Annotated in this window: 10 protein-coding genes; 5 read left to right on the top strand and 5 right to left on the bottom strand. The window is 50.9% G+C overall.

Translation table 11 applies throughout. The features are described from left to right. The first annotated feature begins 3 nt into the window (after positions 1-3). Complete coding sequence (locus NZM05_02620) at positions 4-1,668, top strand: NFACT RNA binding domain-containing protein (protein ID MCS7012514.1); 1,665 nt, start codon at positions 4-6, stop codon at positions 1,666-1,668. A 75-nt stretch (positions 1,669-1,743) separates the two neighbouring features. Here NZM05_02620 and NZM05_02615 read toward each other — a convergent pair whose 3' ends face one another. Genes NZM05_02615 through NZM05_02595 form a run of 5 tightly spaced genes read right to left on the bottom strand, consistent with a single transcriptional unit; the run spans position 1,744 to position 11,926 of the window. After that, positions 1,744-2,862, bottom strand: coding sequence for a glycosyltransferase family 4 protein (locus tag NZM05_02615; GenBank protein MCS7012513.1), 1,119 nt, complete (start codon positions 2,860-2,862; stop codon positions 1,744-1,746). A 2-nt stretch (positions 2,863-2,864) separates the two neighbouring features. Continuing rightward, positions 2,865-3,986: a glycosyltransferase gene (locus NZM05_02610; protein MCS7012512.1), complete on the bottom strand. Its 1,122-nt coding sequence runs from the start codon at positions 3,984-3,986 to the stop codon at positions 2,865-2,867. Positions 3,987-3,988: 2 nt separating this feature from the next. Beyond that, positions 3,989-9,526 (bottom strand): C25 family cysteine peptidase, encoded by a 5,538-nt coding sequence (locus NZM05_02605; protein ID MCS7012511.1) that lies wholly within the window; start codon positions 9,524-9,526, stop codon positions 3,989-3,991. Next, complete coding sequence (locus NZM05_02600) at positions 9,516-10,898, bottom strand: O-antigen ligase family protein (protein ID MCS7012510.1); 1,383 nt, start codon at positions 10,896-10,898, stop codon at positions 9,516-9,518. Before NZM05_02600 ends, NZM05_02605 begins: the two co-directional genes overlap by 11 nt. After that, the gene (locus NZM05_02595; GenBank protein ID MCS7012509.1) at positions 10,895-11,926 is read right to left on the bottom strand and encodes a glycosyltransferase family 2 protein; all 1,032 of its coding nucleotides are present in this window, start codon (positions 11,924-11,926) and stop codon (positions 10,895-10,897) included. The genes NZM05_02600 and NZM05_02595 overlap by 4 nt, the downstream gene beginning before the upstream one ends. Before the next feature lie 138 nt (positions 11,927-12,064). On the opposite strand from NZM05_02595, the gene NZM05_02590 reads away from it, so the two are divergent. Genes NZM05_02590 through NZM05_02575 form a run of 4 tightly spaced genes read left to right on the top strand, consistent with a single transcriptional unit; the run spans position 12,065 to position 18,456 of the window. Then, entirely contained in the window at positions 12,065-12,958 is an 894-nt protein-coding gene (locus tag NZM05_02590) for a DUF58 domain-containing protein (protein ID MCS7012508.1), read from the top strand. After that, positions 12,955-14,373 carry a BatA domain-containing protein gene (locus tag NZM05_02585; protein ID MCS7012507.1) on the top strand — a complete coding sequence of 473 codons (1,419 nt, stop codon included), beginning with the start codon at positions 12,955-12,957 and terminating at the stop codon, positions 14,371-14,373. Before NZM05_02590 ends, NZM05_02585 begins: the two co-directional genes overlap by 4 nt. Further along, positions 14,363-16,594, top strand: a complete 2,232-nt coding sequence (locus NZM05_02580; GenBank protein ID MCS7012506.1) for a DUF4175 domain-containing protein — start codon at positions 14,363-14,365, stop codon at positions 16,592-16,594. The genes NZM05_02585 and NZM05_02580 overlap by 11 nt, the downstream gene beginning before the upstream one ends. Then, the gene (locus NZM05_02575) at positions 16,591-18,456 is read left to right on the top strand and encodes a hypothetical protein (GenBank protein ID MCS7012505.1); all 1,866 of its coding nucleotides are present in this window, start codon (positions 16,591-16,593) and stop codon (positions 18,454-18,456) included. The genes NZM05_02580 and NZM05_02575 overlap by 4 nt, the downstream gene beginning before the upstream one ends. The last annotated feature ends 20 nt before the right edge of the window (positions 18,457-18,476 follow it).

Here is an 18,476-nt window from a genome sequence, read left to right as displayed (position 1 = left end):
ATAATGACTAAAAGTTACTTTACGCTCTATGCGCTGGCCTTAGAACTTAAAGCGCGTCTCGAAGGCGGCTACATCTTCGAGTCTTTCTCACAAGAAAAAAATGAGCTGCGCATTTTGGTTTTCGGTCGCAACAAAGAGCGCTTGTCGCTGGTTGCGACGGCTCATTCACCACATCTGCCACTCTATTACTCTGAGGACTTTCAGCGCAAGAAGCGCAACACTGCCAGCCTTATGCCATCTGCCAACGATAAGCAAATCCAAGCCGTAAAGATTTCCGACAGCGACCGCATTCTATACTTGGAGCTTGAAGACAATCTCTCGTTTGCCTTTCAACTTTTCAGTGCTGATACCAACTTCTTTTTGCTCAAAGATGGACTTGTGCAGGAATCATTCAAGCAAGCGCCAGAGAAAATCGGAAAGCCTCTGCAAGTAGAAGCCCGCACACCAATTTTGCGCTCACTTGAACGGCTTGCAGTAGACAAAGATGCATTCTTCCAAGCTATCAACGCTTCACTCTTGCTCCAACAAAGCAAAAAAGAGCAAGAAAAATTTTTGACCAAGCAGCTTATTGGCTTTGATTTGTATTTGGCGCGAGAGCTGCTTTTTCGGGCACGTCAAGCTCACTCTGCGCTCTTACCCGATGCACTTTACCACGCTTTTCAAGATCTCTTCTATGAGCTGCTTTCACCTGAGCCAAAAATTTACTCTTCTGAAAACCGTATCTGGTTCTCTCTCGTTACGCACACCCATACCCCCTTTGAGCGAGTGGAAACCTTTGAGTTAGTAGGCGATGCCCTGCGCATTTATGCGCAACGGATGCATCAGCAAGAGCATTTCGGCAAAGAGTTACTTTCCTTGCAAAAATCACTGGAGCGCTTGCTTCAGAAGACGACTGAGCAAATTCAAGCAATGAAAATACACTTAGCACACCATCGTGCTGAGCAATATGAGCGGTTTGGACATCTCTTGCTTTTGCACCGTGAACAGATTGCCAAAGGTCTGACAGAAATTGAACTCAGTGATGTGTTCGCAGCAGGTGAGCGCGTCACAATCCCACTCGATCCTGCTCAGTCCGCGCTGGAAAATGCAGAGCGTTACTTTTCACGCGCCAAATCTGCACGACAGAGTATCGCCACCACCCAAAAGCGACTGGCTGAGTTTGAGCATCATCTTAGCGTGCAGCAAGCGCTGCTTTCCGAGCTTAAGAGCCTCACCACGCCCAAAGCATTTAGAGCATGGCGAGAAAAAAACTTGGAGTGGCTTAAAAAATTTTCTCTTCTACAGACAGCACAAGCAGAGCAGGTGCAACTGTTTCGTCGTTTTAAGATTAGCGACAGCGCAGAACTTTGGGTTGGGAAAAACGCAGAAAACAACGATGTGCTTACCTTCAAGTATGCGCGCCCGAATGATATTTGGCTTCATGCGCGTGGGGTCTCAGGGTCGCACTGCGTGCTTAAAGCCTCACGCAAGCCAAGCAAAGAAGAACTTTTGCGCGCCGCCGAGATTGCAGCCTACTATTCCTCAGCCCGCACCAGTGAACTTGCACCCGTTATTTGCACGGAGAAAAAGTATGTTCGCAAGCCCAAAGGGGCTCCGCCCGGTAGCGTCGTGGTCTCTCGAGAAGAGGTGCTCATCGTCACGCCACGCTTATCACTGGAAGAGACTTAGTTGCTGTGCCTGCCTTGCTTTGCACCCCTTTGCATACTACGCCTTGATGACGATACTGTCAAGACATGCCCATCACTATGCTCTCACGCTTGCTTCAAGTATTGCCAATGTCTTTTTGGCAGAATCTGACCACGAGTATGCCTTTGCGCGTTCATACCCCTTCTTCACCAAAGAGGCTCGCAATGCATCGTTGCGCCAAACTTCCAGCAAAGCTTGTGAAAGGTCTTCCTCTGTGCGATACATTAAACCTGCATTGCCAGCTGTCTCAGGCAGTGCTGCACGATTTGCCACAATCACCGGGCAGCCTGATTGCATCGCTTCCACAATTGGCAAACAAAAGGATTCATACTGACTGGTTACAACCAGCGCTGCAGCAGCAGTGTAAAAGGCTCGCAAATCTTCCGATGCCACATACTTTGCACGAAAGACTTTTTCCTGCAGCGCGTTTTGCTCAATAAACGCCTGAATGCGCGTTGCATCGTTGCCGTCGCTACCGACCATCACAAGCCGCAATGAAGGTTCTCTCTCCAAAGCAGCTTTGAATGCACGCAAAAGTTCCAAATAGTTTTTATACCTGTGGCTAATGCCAACGCATAAAAAAAATCGCTCGAAGAGCACGGCATAGCTCTGCAGAATTGCTCTCTGTTCAGCACTTGAAAGCTTTGTTTCAAAATGCGGCGCTGCCGCTGCAGGCACGACCGAAATCCGTTCTTGCGCTACGCCATAGTGCTTTACAATATCTGCTCTTGCATATTTCGATACAGTTATGATGCGCGTAGCGTGCCGAATAGAGCGCTCTATCATCGCACTAAGATACCAGCGCCGAACTGGCTCAATTAGCTCTGGATATATCTTAATCAGCGCATCGTGAATAATTACCACTGATGGCACATGGCTCTGCACTGGTTTGATGAAAAAAGGATAGAGCGCAACATCGGCTTTGATGTGCTGTAGCTCCTTTGGTAGCACAAGCTGTTCCCACAAAATCCGATGCGCTGTGCCGCGTAACTTTACTTTCCGCACATTCATTTTCTCAGACTCAAACTCACTTGCTTTTTGATAGCGTGCATCAACAAATACGCTGAAGCAATGCGCGGAAGGCAGGCGAGAAAGTGCCACAAGCAATTGATGGGTGTAGAAACCAGTGCCTGCATTTTGATTTTTGAGCAGCAGCGCATCAATTGCAATATGCATTGCTAAGCTCCCTGAATTTCTTGAAGAATAGCCGATAGCTTCATTGCGACAGTTTTCCACTCTGCTTCGGTGCGTCTATGCACGACGCCGCTGCGAAATGCCCACCACATCTTGCGCTCGGTTGCGACAGAATGTATCGCTTCAGCCCATTTTGCGATGTTGTAGGTTGGAATCAGCTTACCTTCTACGCCATCTGCAATGAGTGCCCTTAGTGCAGGGGTTTGGCTTGCCAGCACAGGCACCCCGACGCTACGCGCCCATTGTAGTACCCCGCTGGCTGAGACGAATCCTAAATCCAAATACGGCATAGCCAGCACATCCACTGTGCGCAGGAATGCCGCAATCTGGTGCTCTGGTAAGTAGCCCCTTAGCTGCACGATTTCTTCGAGCCGATATTTTGCTACTTGTGCTCGCAAGCGTGCATAATAGCGGCAACCTTTGAGTGTAATAGGCTCACCATAGATTATCAGTTGCGGGCAAGATTTTCTTTCAGCCTTCAAGCGACGCACGGCTTCAATCAAGATATGCAAGCCTTTGTGCGGATTGATGTAGCCAAAATAGCCGAGTGTCGGGACTAGTGACTCTGGCTCAGGCACACATTCGGGAGGGTCAAGGTAGAGTAGATGCGGCACATAGAAGACTTTTGGCACAAAGGGGAAATATTGCCTAAACTTCTGTTCCAGTACTTGTTTGCCCAGCTGTGTTAGGCAGAGAAATATGTCGTGCGGCATAGTCACTTGTCGCTCAACGACCCAGCCCAGCGTGTCGAGGAATGCTCGGCGCAGTGCCCGCATCAGTGTTGTAGCTGACATTCGCTCTAAAAGTGGGGTCATTTCCACTGCAAAGCGTGGCGGGTCGTGAATTGTAATCACGCGCCTGAGGTCAGGTCGGTGCCGCTTTTGCTGCCAAAGTGCTTGGAACACTTTGCCTTCTCCGACACTCATTTCTGCCATCACCACACTGCCTTTTGGCAGGTCGGCATAGCACTGCATAAACTCCTGCTCATCTAAGCGGTGAAAGGCAATATGGGGCGCATACTTCTTTATTGCCGACATCAGTAGCGAGGCATATTGTGAAATGCCATTGAGCGGATGGGGCTTCGGGGCAAGGTAGAAGACTTTCATCGTTATCGCACAATTGCCAGTCGCTCTGTCTTCGTAATTGTTCCCTTTGGGGAGCGCACCACCACGCGATAAAGATAGACGCCGCTGGCTAATAGGTCGCCATCTTGGTCACGTCCGTCCCAAGGAATGCGGTAGTATTCTTGCCAGCTTGCGCTAATGACCGGCATTGCATCTAACACTTGCACCAAGCGACCTGCAATCGTATAGATGTAAATTTTGAACTCCGTTGGTCGCTCATCATCTGGGCTGGTGAGCCGAAACGCAAATTCCGTTTTGTCAGAGAACGGATTTGGATAGTTGAATAGGTTCTCCACCTTGAAGCTGCTTTCTACGACGAAGCGCACTGTCGTTGTGGCACTATCAGCAGTGTTGCCTGCTGCGTCACGCACGACCACAGAGAGCGTGTAGATGCCATCTGCCAGCGTTGGCGTAAAGACCACGGTCGCAGTGGGGTTGCCCAGTGTGGCAGGCACAAAGGTCAGCACATTTGACTGTGCATAAAAAATCGGACGACGATTGAGAAACAACCGAATGGAGTTTGTGTCTGTAAGAGAAAGTGTGTTATCGGTTGCGCGAATTACAATGCGTGGACGCTGGCGCACGGTCTCGCCATTAAAAATGCGGCGCCCATCAAACTCAATCGTTGCAGTGGGGCGTATGGTATCAGCCCGCACAAATGCCGAAAGCGTAACCCGATTGTTTTGCTTGGAAAGCTCTGCCAGTTGATTGTTAGGGTCAAGCTCAATCGCCACGGTTTGCCAGCCAAAACGAGGCTCGGTATTTGCACTAAGACGCAGTAGCGTCGCTTGATTTGGCAAGAGTGAATCAATGCGCAGCATTTGCAGCGTTTGGCGTGCGCCGCTTGGCAGCAATCGAGTGAGCTGAACTGGAATGTTGCGCAGCGTCGACTCGCCCAAGTTGCGCACTTCAGCAATCAGTTCAATTGGCTCACCGGCTTCAACAGAATCGCGCACGACCCGTGCCGTTTGATACGATAGCGCCGCATCACCTGCTTGGGTGTAAGCCAGTGTTACAGCCGAAAGCAGCGGCGCTTCGCCCGTTGCAGGACTGCGTTGCAAGGTAGCACGCAGTCGAAGGTAGGGATACATTTGCGCATCAATGCGAGAGAGGTCCATGCCTATGCGCTGCGTGGTGGTTAGCAAGGAATCTTCTCGTCCGTCCAAGCGCACGCCGATAAGGGTAAAGCGTGTTTGTTGTGTCTCACCTGTGCTTTGCCAAGACAGCCGTTGCCAGCGTGCAGCCGGTCCAATTCGGTCCGTAAGCCAATCTGCACGCAGACGCTGAATGGTGATGGCAGTGTCAATAGTGGTTACCTCCTGTGTGGCGTCGCAGCCAATTTGCTGGGAGCGGTCGCAGCGTGTGCCCCATGCTTCGGCATAAAAGCCTCGATTTTTTGTGCCAATAAATGCCCATGACTCCCGAAAGCGAAGGCGGCTGAAGTGCTGACTGCCTAATGCTTCCAAGCGCTGACGAATCGGATTCATCCCAATGTCGCGCGTATCCGGCACGGCATCAACAAGGCTGATGAGCGCAAATTGGCTTGGCGTCATTGCATCAATTAGGCGAGTGAAGCGTCCGGGCAGCGAGGTATCCGAGTTGACCAGCGTGTAGGGAAACATTGTAAGAAAGTCAAAATTCTCCACGCGTGAGACGCGCACCCCTTGTGCCGTGTCCAGAATCACCACATTTAAGCCACGCAGCGGCCCGCGTGAAGGTGCGCCAATGGAAATAATATCAAACTGCCTATCCTCACCCACGATGATTTCATAGAAGAGACTGGCAAGCTGTGCATTCAATCCAACTGAGCGCACAATCAGCGGCAAACGCCCTGTGCCATTCGTGAGACCATTGGTTTGCCACACCAATCCTTCCAAGCGATTGCGAAGAAGATGCGTGCCAAATTGTTGCCATGTGGTTTGCAGTGCTGGGTCATCGGAGAATGAGACAGGCATCACTTGCCAAGGCGCATCCGAGCTGCCCTCCAACACCCGCACGCGCCAAAAGTAGGGCGTGTTTGGCAATGGCAAAACACTGGGTCGCCATTCAGTGATGTATTGCCCTTCTTGCACATTACCGCTTCGCACGCAAAGCGGGCTATTGAACCGGTCGGTGGTATCGAGTTCAAATTGATAGATGCGCGGCGCATTCGGACGCTCACTGCGACTGAGCACAGTCAAAACAGGCCTCTCGGCTCGGAGCACCCCGAAGGCTGGTAACTTTGTTCCGATCACCGTGTTGGCACTCACATTTGCACGCAGCAGTAGGCGGTTGTTAGCTTTTGTAACCTCTGGAATGCGGTTTGGCTCATCGATGACCAGTTCAAGTTCATGCACACCGACCTGCCCTGTAAAGCGAAGTTGCACCACCAGTGAATCGCGTAAGCCAATCGGATGCAGCGTGGTATCAAGCATCAACACTGGCGCAGGGTTTTCTGCCCAGCGGTCATAAATGCGCAGACTTACGCCTTCACGGGTCGCCAGTCCATAGTTCTCAATCACGATGGACAGCGGCTGCGCAAGGCTTTCGTCTAATGTTTGATTCAGGAAGGTTGCTTGTCCAGCTTCCAGTGCAAGGTCGGGCAAAGTGGCAAGCGGGATTGGAGCCGCAGGGTCGCCTTGCAAGTTGTAGTGGTCAATTGTGCCTTCCAGCGCTGCGCTAAAAAAGCCAAACTGCTCACGAAACGCCCGATGTGCGGAGAACCAAATTTCGCCTGCAGTGCGCAGCGTATCGCAAATGGCACGAAAGACACCTTGACTGAGAAGGTGGTCGAGCGATGGAAAGCCCCAGCCAGCTGTGCCGATAAAGCATAGCGCGCCGCCCTCTGGCGAGAGTAGAAACTTTTCTGCAAACGACTTTCCAAACGGCTCTGCGAAGCGTCCCGTATTGCAAGTCCAACTCAGCACCAGCGGATAGCGCGCACGATTTTGCAGCGTCAGCGGGTCGCCCAGCGCCAAATCCCAAGTGTTAGAGCCCGCATGCCCAATGTAGTGCACCACTGAGCTGCCACGCTGCATTGCACTGCGAATTTGCGCCTCAAGCTGCGTACTCACGAAGGGATTTTGGTCATCGCGATATAGCGTATCGGCTCTGCCTGCAATGGGCGGCGGCGTTACAAATGTGGAAATAATGCTATTGGCGTAGAAGCGAAATAGCTGCTGCTCTTGCACATTGAATCCGCCATTGATGAAAAGAAAGTTTTTGTGCCACCTCTCCGCTCTGGCAGCCGTTTGATTGTGGCTTAGCAGCTTGCTGAGGTACGTTTCAGCTTCGGCGATGGTGTAGACGGGGATACGCCCAATCATCATTCGGGGAATGTTGCGAAACGGTCGTGCAGGGTCGTTGCTAAAACTCACGAACCAGATGTCGCTCACTGGCTGCCCAAAAGTTGGCACAAGTGCGGGTCGCTCCGATGAGACGCGCAACTTCTTTTTGACATCACGGTTTGCGCCGCCGAAGAGCACCACATAGCGCGGTCGCGGCGCACGCCAGTTTTCAAACGCATACTTCAAAAACTGCCGTATCGCCATAGGGTCATAAAGTCCAAAACCAAATTCGTCATAAATCTGCTCGGTCTCAACTACCTCGGTGCGGTATCCACCGCCTTGCGGTGAAGCACGAAACGCTGCTAAGCGATTTGCCTGCGCTCGAAACAAAGGGTGTGTAATGATAATGTAATCGGCTGTGCGATTCGGACTGCGAAGTGGCAGCTTTGCCTGATGCACACGCACAATTGGACGAAAGATGTTACGCTGCTCTGCAAACAGATATCGCTTATTTGCGCTTGTGCTCATGCGCAACCGCTCTCCACTTCGGACTGCCCCCGATAGCCTAACTGTATCCGTCAGGTCATAGAGCACAAAATCACCCTCAACCACACCTGACAGCTCAATATCTTGCCCTGTGTTACCTGTAGCGAAGAAGAATTGCCGTTCTAGTGTAGGCACGGCAAAACTGCGTAGGTAGGAAAATTCAATCCAATCGAGTGCCACAATTGCTACCGCCGTTTGCGCACCAGTGCGCCGCAGTCGATACAGCAGCTGGTTTGTGCCGTTTCGCAGAGCTAATGCGTTAAACGATAGCGTGTAAGTCTCAGCCCCTCGACCTGAAAGCGGAATTGTGCCGATTGGTGCGCCGTTTAGAATCACTTCAAATTCAGCCGTGCCGTTTGTAGTATGCGCAAAACGAAGTCGCGCTTGCGCAATGCCCGTGTTTAGTGCGCCCTCGAGCTGGAAGCTAACTTGCTCTGCATCAGTAGGAAAGGCTGGGCTGACTTGAAAGAGTCGCTGCGCCCACCCTTCGCCCAGAACCCGCTCAGTGATGTATTGCCCTTGTTCTGTGAGTGCCGTAACATAGACACAATCTTGCTCAATGTAGTATGTCGCTAAAAAACTTTGTGCCAGCGCTGTGCCACGCGGTGTGGCTGAGGCAGTCTGTACGCGCCGTCCCCGCTCGCTACCCCAAGTCAGCCAATAGACACTGGTATCGCTGTAAGCGTTTCTTAGCTCGGTAACTGTGCCCACCACATTCCCTGTAAATTCGTCCAGCAGTGGTTCAGGATTGCCACGGTTGAAGGAGCCGAGAAACTCGATTTCGTCAGTTGGGTCAAATCGCCCGTCGTCTTCACCGCGCACCAGAATCGGCATCTCTTTGCCTTTGTAAATTAGCCGTAAGGTGCGCGGGTCAATGCCAGAGAGACTAACCCCTGCAGCAGCAATTTCGGCACCCGAAATGCGGTAGAGTCCATCTTCAGTGGTCAGCAATTTGAGATATGGCTGCGAGGGGTTATACCAAGCCCCTGTGCTATCGCTAAATGCGCTTCCTACTTGGCTGGTTACAGAAGGCGGGGCGCGAAAGGCTTTGGCATCCTTGTAATTCACAAGGTTTCGACGCAGAAACTCTTCATCAAGGTCGCTATGAGCACATGTCGGGTTAGACCATTGACGGTTTGCTGCAGGCACAAATGACCAACTTAGTTCAATCAGGCGATGCCAGCGCAGTTCTCTGCGCGCTGCAGCATATTGCAAAGGCGCTACTTGCACTTCCGCCACATATTGTGAGCCAACAAAAAAATATCGCACCACTCTGGCAAGCGAAGTAGGGAACACTTCCGCCGATTGGTATAGCGGACTTTGACGCAGTTTCGCCGCAAGGTCTTTTTCTGCATACCTTGCCGCTTCTCCAAGAAATGGCGACAGTAGAACCTCTGACTTTGTTTCACCTGCAAGGCTTTTTGCAGAAATAGACAACGCTGCACCGAGCGGCACACCAATGTAGAGCACCTTCACAGGCACAAACGGTGCAAGCACTCCTGTTTCATCAGCCTTGAGCGTCTCTTCTGCAATGCTACTTTCACTGAGTTCTGCACGCACAAATTCTCTACCGCCCACCTTCTCATTCACCAAACGCAGGTGATACGAGGGCACATATGTTTTTCCTGAAAGTTGATTTGGCTGCGCTTCTGCGCTCAGGGCCATCACAAGGTTCAGCAGGAGCAGCCATTGAGCAGCCTTATTCGGCATCTGTCAGGGTTTCTTCCGAGGTTGCAGATGAAGCTATATCGTGCAACATTAGCCAGCCTACTATCACACCCACTGCCAGCCAGAGATGCACCGCTACCAGCGAGCCTAAGGTAAAAAATAAAGTTAGCACAGCGGCAAATAGCCCCAAGAGCACAGCGCTATTTGCCTTTACAATGCGATTTGATAGCCGCACTGCGCGCACCAATTTTATCATCAGCTTGCCAATTGCATAGAAGAATAGCGCACCACCGACTAAACCCGTCTGCGTTAGCACATTTACATAGACGATTGACACCGCTTGCGGCATTCCATCGGTGCTAGGCTCATAGACTTCGAAGAAGAAAGGCACAAAGGGTCCAATACCGACTATCGGATGGTCAAGAAAAATTTTGAGACCCACTTCCGCTTGATGAATCCTTGCTATGCGAGATATAGCATACACATCTGTCTCTTCGGCAAACAGCTTTCGGAGAAAAGCGACATCTACTGTATTTAAGACAAACTCCCATTGTCCGAGTAGCGTCACCATAGCAGCTACTGCCAACAGCGCTGTTGCCACACCTTTAAGAACTTTGCCCAGTGGATAGGTTAGCCCAGTTACAATCAGTGCAAAGAGCATCATACCCACCAGTGCAGATGTAGAAAAAGAAAGTAGCAGTGCCACAATATTCAGTAGCAAGATTGCTTTGAGCACCCATTTGATTGCTAAATGTTCTTTGGCATCAGACTGCCACTGCTTGATAGCTAACACGGTCAGCGGAATGATTATGCTCAGGTAGCCCCCAAATGGACCAGGCTCAAAGTATGTGGAAGCAAATCGCACTGTGCCACTGTCGAAGAAAATGCCGCGTGGCGCTTCAGGACGGTCAATAATTCTTCCGAATTCCAGTGCTTCAATCTCAAAGCCAAATACAAAACTGAACAGTTGATACAGCGCATAGAGAGATGGTAATAGAGACCCCAGTGCAGCTGTCGTTAAGATTGTCCTAAGGCCTTCTGGCACTTCCGTGATGAAGCGCACAACTTGCCACGCAAACAGCATATTCAGTAAGAGATACAGGTTCAGTGTGAAGCGATGTGTCTCCACCGACCCAATGTATTTCAGCTCTGGCAGGCTGCCAAAGTTACGCAGCTCAATGTAGCCTGCAAGTTCTGCGCTCACGCTGACGAGAAAGAATGCAAGACCGATTTTTTGCCACTCAGATAGCGCCTGACTTTCTCGCACCTGAAAGAACGATAGCACGCCCAGCACAGCCAGCAACACTTGGTATGTCTTTACTGTGATGCCTGCTACTGAGAGATAGAGTAGCTGCTGCAGAGGGATTGTAAAAATGGTTGTCAGCAACACAGTGCGACAAATTACATCTCTCATTGGTGTCGCATTGCTTTCCAAATTGCTTGAGCTTGTGCGCACTGTCCCTTTCGCCATTGATTGAATAGCGAGAGCAGAAGTCGCACATACACGATTGGCAAAAATGCTGGATAAAACTTGCGCACGAATTTAATCCGACTGCGCGTGGTATGAAACACAGATGTTGGACTCCACTCTTTTGGCGTATTGCCTACGCTTCGCCCACTCTTGTGATAGACAATGCTCTCTACGGCATAGCCCAACCTAAAGCGCCCTTTGGCGCGCATAGCCCAATCCAATTCCTCGAAGTAAAGGAAATACTCTTCGCTCATTAAGCCAACTGTCTCCAAGAAATTTCTTGATACCAGCATTGAGGCGCCCATCACATAGTCCATTGAGGCAGCAAGCCTACAGCGCATTTCAGCAGGAATATCTGTCAGGCACTCCTCCTCAGCAATGTGTGAAGTGAGTCCAAACCACTTGTGGTATCGTCCCCCGCCGAGCGTTTGAATACGCGAAGGGTTGTGGTAGTATAGCACCGTTGAGCCACATAGTCCAATTTTGCAGTCTTTGCTTGCCGCCTCAATCAACCGTGTAAGCGTATCTGGTAGAACAACTGTGTCGCTGTTAAGCAGCCAGATGTAATCAAATTGACAATACGATAGTGCATAACTTAAACCTACATTGTTGCCGCCTGCAAAGCCAAGATTTTTGCCCACCTGAATCAGCGTGAGCTTTGCATCAGGTTCATCTTGTTTGCTGCACGGTCCTGTCTGTGCCAGAGTACGCTCAAGGTATGCAATTGGTTTAGCAATCGGTGTGCAGGGCAGAGCCGACAGTGGACTTTCAGGCGGCACAGTGAAGTGATATCTCCCTTCCGCCCACGCCTTGATGTAAGCAGGCGAATCGTCGGTAGAACCGTTGTCACACACTATTACCCTGTAATTCGGGTAGTTCAAACGAAATACGCTCTCTAGGCATTCAATTGTGTCGCACCAGCCATTCCAGTTGAGCAGCAAGATGATAACTGACGGGTAATGCTCCAGCATAGCAATACACTGACCGTTCGGTTTTTTGCTCACCCATTCTCTCTCTCGGCTGCAGAGAGCAATCTTGGGGAGAGGATTTTGTCTAAGCCATTAGGAATGTGAAATTTAGGCTTTTGCATTCACACTGGATTTGCCAGAATGTCTGTTCACACTTATCGCTTTATTGACCCGCGTGCGCTGGCTGCAATTGCACGCTTGGAGCTTGTTGCCAAAACCGTCGTCGACGGCTTTATGTTAGGCTTGCATCACAGCCCGCACTCTGGCATTGGCTTGGAATTCAGTCAGTATCGCAGCTATCAGCCGGGTGATGACCTTCGGCAAGTGGACTGGAAAGTGTATGCGCGCTCCGATAAGTTCTTCGTGCGTGAGTCCGAAGTTGAGACCAGCATTACCATTCGCTTTATGCTCGATAGCAGTGCCTCAATGAACCATACAGAAAATGGGCTTTCCAAGTTTGACTACGCACGCTTCCTTGTGGCATCACTAGCCTACCTTTCACATCATCAAGGTGATGCAATTGCTCTAACCGCCTTGAACTCACAGCAGCAAGTATGCATTGAACCACGCCACCATCCACAACATTTGCACCGAATCTTGCACACGCTGGAATCATTGACTGCACAAAGTAAATGGGGCGAGTGGCATACGCTCGAGACCGTGCTCCGTCCCTTGCGCCATCGTGAGCTAATTGTTTTCATTAGTGATTTACATGAACACACCGAAGAGCTGCAAACAGCTCTGCGTAAATTAGCAGGTCAGCGCAACGAAGTCTTGCTCTGCCATCTACTTGGCGCTAATGAGCTTACACTCTTGCAACCTGCAGCCGCTATTTTTGAAGACTTGGAGACAGGTGAACGCGTGCCTGTGCAAACCGAAGCCATACGCCAAGCCTATCAAGCTGCATTCACAGCGCATCTATCCTCACTGCGAGAAAAGTTTTTGGAGCATCGCATCTTTTACCATCGCTTTCTGATTCAAGAGCCACTGGATAGAGCGCTACAGGCTTTTCTCAACGCACGCAAAAAACTATGATGGAATTGCTCTCGCCGTGGGCACTGTTTGGTCTTGCTACGCTTACCATACCCCTGATTATTCATCTGCTTCGCAGTCGCACTGCCCCGATTGTCAAGATTGGCTCAATTAAGTTTCTAAGAGAGACTGAATCAATTACCTCTCGGCGCTGGCAACCCAGCGAGTGGCTTCTACTAACGCTGCGACTTCTGCTGCTTAGTGCGTTGGTGCTGTTGATGGCTGACCCTGTCTGGTATCCATCCAGCCATGCGAAGCGCAGCCAGAGCTGGGCACTCATTAGCCCTGAACTATATTACCACACAACCGACAAGACTTTTTTTCTACTTTTGGATTCGCTTCGAGCATCAGGCGTAGAACTTCGTTGGCTTGCTGCTGATTTTCCACCCTTCAAAGAGTACGATAGCGTTGCCTTAGCCAGTGAATCCATCTGGTCGCTTCTGCAAGAGGCAGATGCTGCACTGCCGCTCTCATCATCACTCTGGATACTTACTAGCGACAGACTGCTGCAGTTTTACGGCACCAGACCTACTTTACGCCGAAGGGTGCAGTGGCACACCTTCACGCTAAGTGAGCAAAAGACTTGGGTTCAATCGGCACGACTCATTGGACATGATAGCGTATGGGTCATTACAGGAGAGAGCACCCCACATTACACACGCTTTCAAGCAGCGCTGCAAAGTGCTGCAGCCGCAACGATGCGTCACACCACTGTGATGCCCCCCATGGCGCCACAAGTTGTGGCAATCCTTTATGAGGACTCTCGCCAGCGCGATGCTGAATATCTCGAGTTAGCCATCAAAGCAGCCAGTGAGGGATTAAAACGCACGGTGAAAGTTGTGCGCACACGTTCCTTGCCACTGCTCAGCACCGCATCACTGATTTTTTGGCTCTCGAGCGCCCCCGTCCCAGACTCACTGTTTTCATCGCTACGCGGCAAGACAAAAATTTTCTTTGATGCACGCACGCAAGGCAAAGCAGTGCAACAGAGTTTTCTAACCTCCACAGGGGAGCGCATTGCGCTTTGGCGTCGTACGCCTGCTTCGCCCTCGAACCTTGCACTCTGGTATGATGACTTTGGTGAGCCGATTCTTGAAGCAAGCAAGGTTGGCCCAAACCAGCAATATGCGTTTCATAGCCGCTTTTCACCCGAGTGGAGCGACTTTGTGCTTAGCCCAGCTTTCCCTGAGTGGCTGATGTCGCTTTTGGAAGAACCTGCTTCCATCACCGCTGAAAACGATTTGCGCCGCATTACGCACTTGCAATGCCTGCCGCAGCACGATAGCCTGCACCGTGTTCCATTCCTAACGCCCCCCCACACCGCACGCCAGTCCCTAACACTTCCTATCTGGATTTTCGCCGTGATTTTGTTTATCATTGAACGCCTATTTTCACAACGCAAGTCCCATGTCATCTGACATGCTGCACGCACTCACGCACGAGTGGAATCGCAAGCAGTTTGTCGGCCTTGTTCTGAGCAGCGCCGGCATTTCACTTGTGCCGCTTGCACTAACAAGTTGGTTTGTTGCTTTACCACTTTGGGGACTCAGTTTGGTTTGGTTTACACTTGCAGTCGGCACAGGCGGTGTGCTGCATTTTCTGCGAAAAGTATCGTGGGCTACTCCTGCACAAGTTGCCCAGCATCTGAACCGTGTATGCCCTGAGCTGGAAGAGAGCGCTGAATTGCTCTTAGCCCACCCTGATGACTTGCCTCCCCTGCAACGCTTGCAGCGTCAGCGCATCTGTAATCGGCTTTCCGCTGTGCAGTTTCGCGCGCTGTTACCCAATCCGATTCGACCAGCCCTCTTGCGCGCTGCTGTAGGCATCATTTGTGCGCTATGTATTTTCGGCACACATGTTTTTGTTCAGAGCCTTCACACTACCAAATCCCCTTCCACTGCTACCCGCTTGTCGTCATCACTACCAGCCGATGTGCCGCATTTTCACATTACAATAGTGCCTCCACACTACACTGGCAAACCTACCATACGTCTTTCACAGCCGAACATCTCGTTTCCTCAGGGCAGCACTGCGCTATTTGAACTACACTTCTCACAGCCAACTTTGTGGGCACGTCTTGTTTTCAATGCGCGTGACACGCTTCTGCTCTATCCTTATAGCCAGAGCCACTTTGCTGGCCAAACAGTCTTAAACGCCAGTGGATTTTACACGTTAGAATTTGCAGACAGTGCAGGCGCACTGCATACCAGCGATTTTTATACGCTTGAGATGCAACCTGACCAAGCCCCTACAATTGTGGTTTCTGAACCCATGCTTCGCAGTGAAGTGGATATGCTGCATCGCCCTGCAGTGTGGCTCAAAGCTCATATTTCAGATGATTACTGCGTCAGTACTGCCAGCGTTGTGGTAACCACTGCGCACGGCAAGGGCGAAAACATCACCTTCAAAGAGTATCGTCTACCTTTTGCAGCAATTTCTGGTGAGACTTATTCGCTTCGGCTTGATTTGGTGGCACTGGGACTTTCGCCTGGCGATGAACTCTACTTTTTTGTTGAAGCGCTTGATACATATGAGCCGAAACCGCATCGCACCCGTTCCGAGACGCACTTCGTTTTCATCAAAGACACAGCAGATACGGACAGCGAGTTTAGTATGTCGCTACCGATTGCTGAACAGCCCGAATACTTCCGCAGCCAGCGCCAGATTATCATTGATACTGAAAAATTGCTGCGCGAAAAAGCATTGCTCTCTGAAGCAGAGTTCAATCGCCGCTCGGAAGCAATCGGGGTTGACCAGAAGGTCTTGCGCTTGCGCTACGGTAAATTTTTAGGCGAGGAATTTGAGTCTGCTATCGGCGGCACAGATATTGAGGAAGTGATGAATGCTATTACCCCTAAGGATTCAGTGATGCACCCTTTGATGAAATTTGTGCGTCACATTCACGATGAGCATTGCGGGCATCTTAAACTATCAAGCGATGCAGCTGAAAAAGGTCTGGGTTCGGAGTCGGTCGAGAAAATAATGAGCCGCTTTATGCACATACACGACAGCGAAGAGGGTGCTACATTTTATTCCGATGACATTAAGGCGCAACTTAAAGCGGCACTGGCAGAAATGTGGGAGGCTGAACTTTATCTAAGAATGCATCGACCTGCCGAAGCACTGCCCTTCGAACTTAAAGCTTTGCGACTCCTAAAAACCTTGCAGCATCAATCTCGGCTCTATGTGCAACGAATGGGATTTGAGCCTCCTCCACTAAAACCTGACGAAAAGCGCCTATCAGGCAAGCTTGAGAACATTCAGTCTCGCCTCTCGGAGCAAACTGTTACCTTGCCCGATGCGTATCAGCCTGTTCGTGCTGCCCTGACCGCGCTGCAAAAGGCAAAGGCTGGACACATCTTGACTGGCATAGACTTGCATGCGTTAGAGCAAGGCGGCATGCAACTGGCAGAAGCTGCACGCCATCAGCCTACGCAATACCTTAGAGCACTCAGCCTGCTGCGCCGCACACTCAGCACCCTGGAGCGCAAAGCAGCTATTGCAAGTAGCTGGCTTGAACCAATTGAGCACGCTTTCTTGTCACTTCTTCCACCCGCTGAGTCTTCTGTCTCACAGCCTTCATCTCTACCTTCCAGTGTTGGGCACATGTATCTCAATTCCATTCGTCAAATTCAGTGAGCGAACTGCAATTTTCCAGCGCATATAGCGGGTTTGTGCTCGCTACCAGTCTTGCACTGCTTGCTTGGCTTTTTTGGCGCGAATGGCAGCGTCCTGAGCGTCGGCATCTTCTCTGGCGACTTCTTGCAACTTTTCTTGCAGTTCTTTCTCTTTCTATGCTCGCCCTGCAGCCCTCACGTGTGCTTAGAGTGCCTGCGACCGAGGCTGTCTTACTGACGGAAGGTTTTTCCCTCTCTCGCCTTACACGCTTTCTTGACACAGCTCAAGTCTCTCATATCTTTGCGCTCGGTCCGTCCGTGTGGCAAAGCTTGCAAGACAGTGCGCGGGTTGAGCACACACTGCGCATCACGCCTGTGCCTGACCTTGCGTTTCTCCACCGACATTTCCCTGATGTGCATAAGCTTATTGTGTTCGGCTGGGGATTTGAGCATAGTGATACTACTGACCTTGCGCCCTTCGACATCAGCCTTCTTCTCGCCGATGTGCCAAGTGGATTTCGCTGGATTTCTGTGCCACCCTCTGTCTCATTTGGTCAGCCAGTCTTTGTTCGCGGACTATACTATCAAGCCAGCGGTGAAGCGACGATGCTTTGCTTTGCCAGTGCTTCACAAATTCTGGATTCTCTACCACTGCAGCCAATCGGGAACACACGCTTTGAGTTCTCTACCACGCCCAAGCAGACGGGGCAATATCTCTACACGCTATTCAGCCGCACTGCATCAGGTGATACACTCTGGCAAGAAGTTGTGCCTATTTCCGTTGTGCCTGCTGATACAATCACCGTGCTTTTGATAGAAAGTGCTCCTAACTTTGAGACCCGTCAGCTTAAGGCATGGCTTGCTGCGCGTGGTAACCATGTTGCCAGTCGCACTACAATCAGTAAAGAGAACACTTTCTCAGAGTTTTTGAACCTTTCTGCTCGCTCACTTAACGCATTGACGGAAACACTGCTACAAGATTTTGATGTGCTCCTGCTTGATGCTTCTTCGCTCGCCACACTCTCCGCAGGGGAATGCATAGCACTTCGGCGCGCCATTGAGAACGGATTAGGCGTCTTTCTCTTTTTGAATGATGCCGCTGAGCTGAAGCGAATCTCGTCAGAGTGGTTACGCTTGTTTGGCGTGCCTGCTGCCGCCACTGTGCCAGACGACTTGCACGATGCAAAGGTTCACATTAGAGACTTTCCTGTATCAGATGTGCCACCCTTGCCTGCTGTAACTGCACTGCTAAGAAGCGATGGGCGCAGCAAAGTCTTGGCGCACGATGCTGCAGAGCGTCCGCTTGCAATCGCAAAAGTGCACGGACTGGGTCACTTAGGTTGCAGCACGGTCCAAGACACTTATCGCTGGGCGTTAGCAGGACGAAGTGAGCTTTATGCTGCCTATTGGTCGACGATTCTGAAAAACCTTGCTCGTCCTAACGCAACACAGCCAGAGTGGCGACTCTTAACTGTGCTACCCGTTGTGGATCAGCCACTCATGCTTGAACTCCGCACGCTTGCACCTTTCCCAATTAGCGTGGTGCGAGCAGGCACTATGCAAGATTCTCTTTTTCTGATACAGGACTTGCACGAGCCAACTATCTGGCGCGGCACATTCTGGGCACGTCAAGCTGGCTGGCACGCAATTTCCGACGGACGCTACACGATGTGGTTTTATGTGTTTGATAAAACCGCCCGCATTGCACAGCGTGCGCTAGTGAGGCACGCTTTCACGCAGCATTACACCAATTTCCTGCGTCCGCAGGCACATAGACCGCCTCAAGTGGTGCAGCGCAGAGTTGCTCTTCCACTTTGGCCGTTCTTGCTTTTGTTTGTAGCTGCCGTCGGCTATCTTTGGGCTGAGCGAAAGGTCTTGTTCTAACCTATCTTTTTTGTCTGTAA

Source organism: Chloroherpetonaceae bacterium (genome assembly GCA_025056565.1).
Classification (GTDB): domain Bacteria; phylum Bacteroidota; class Chlorobiia; order Chlorobiales; family Thermochlorobacteraceae; genus Thermochlorobacter.
Note: the sequence above shows the minus strand (reverse complement) of the source record. Positions and strands in the feature narration are given on the sequence as shown.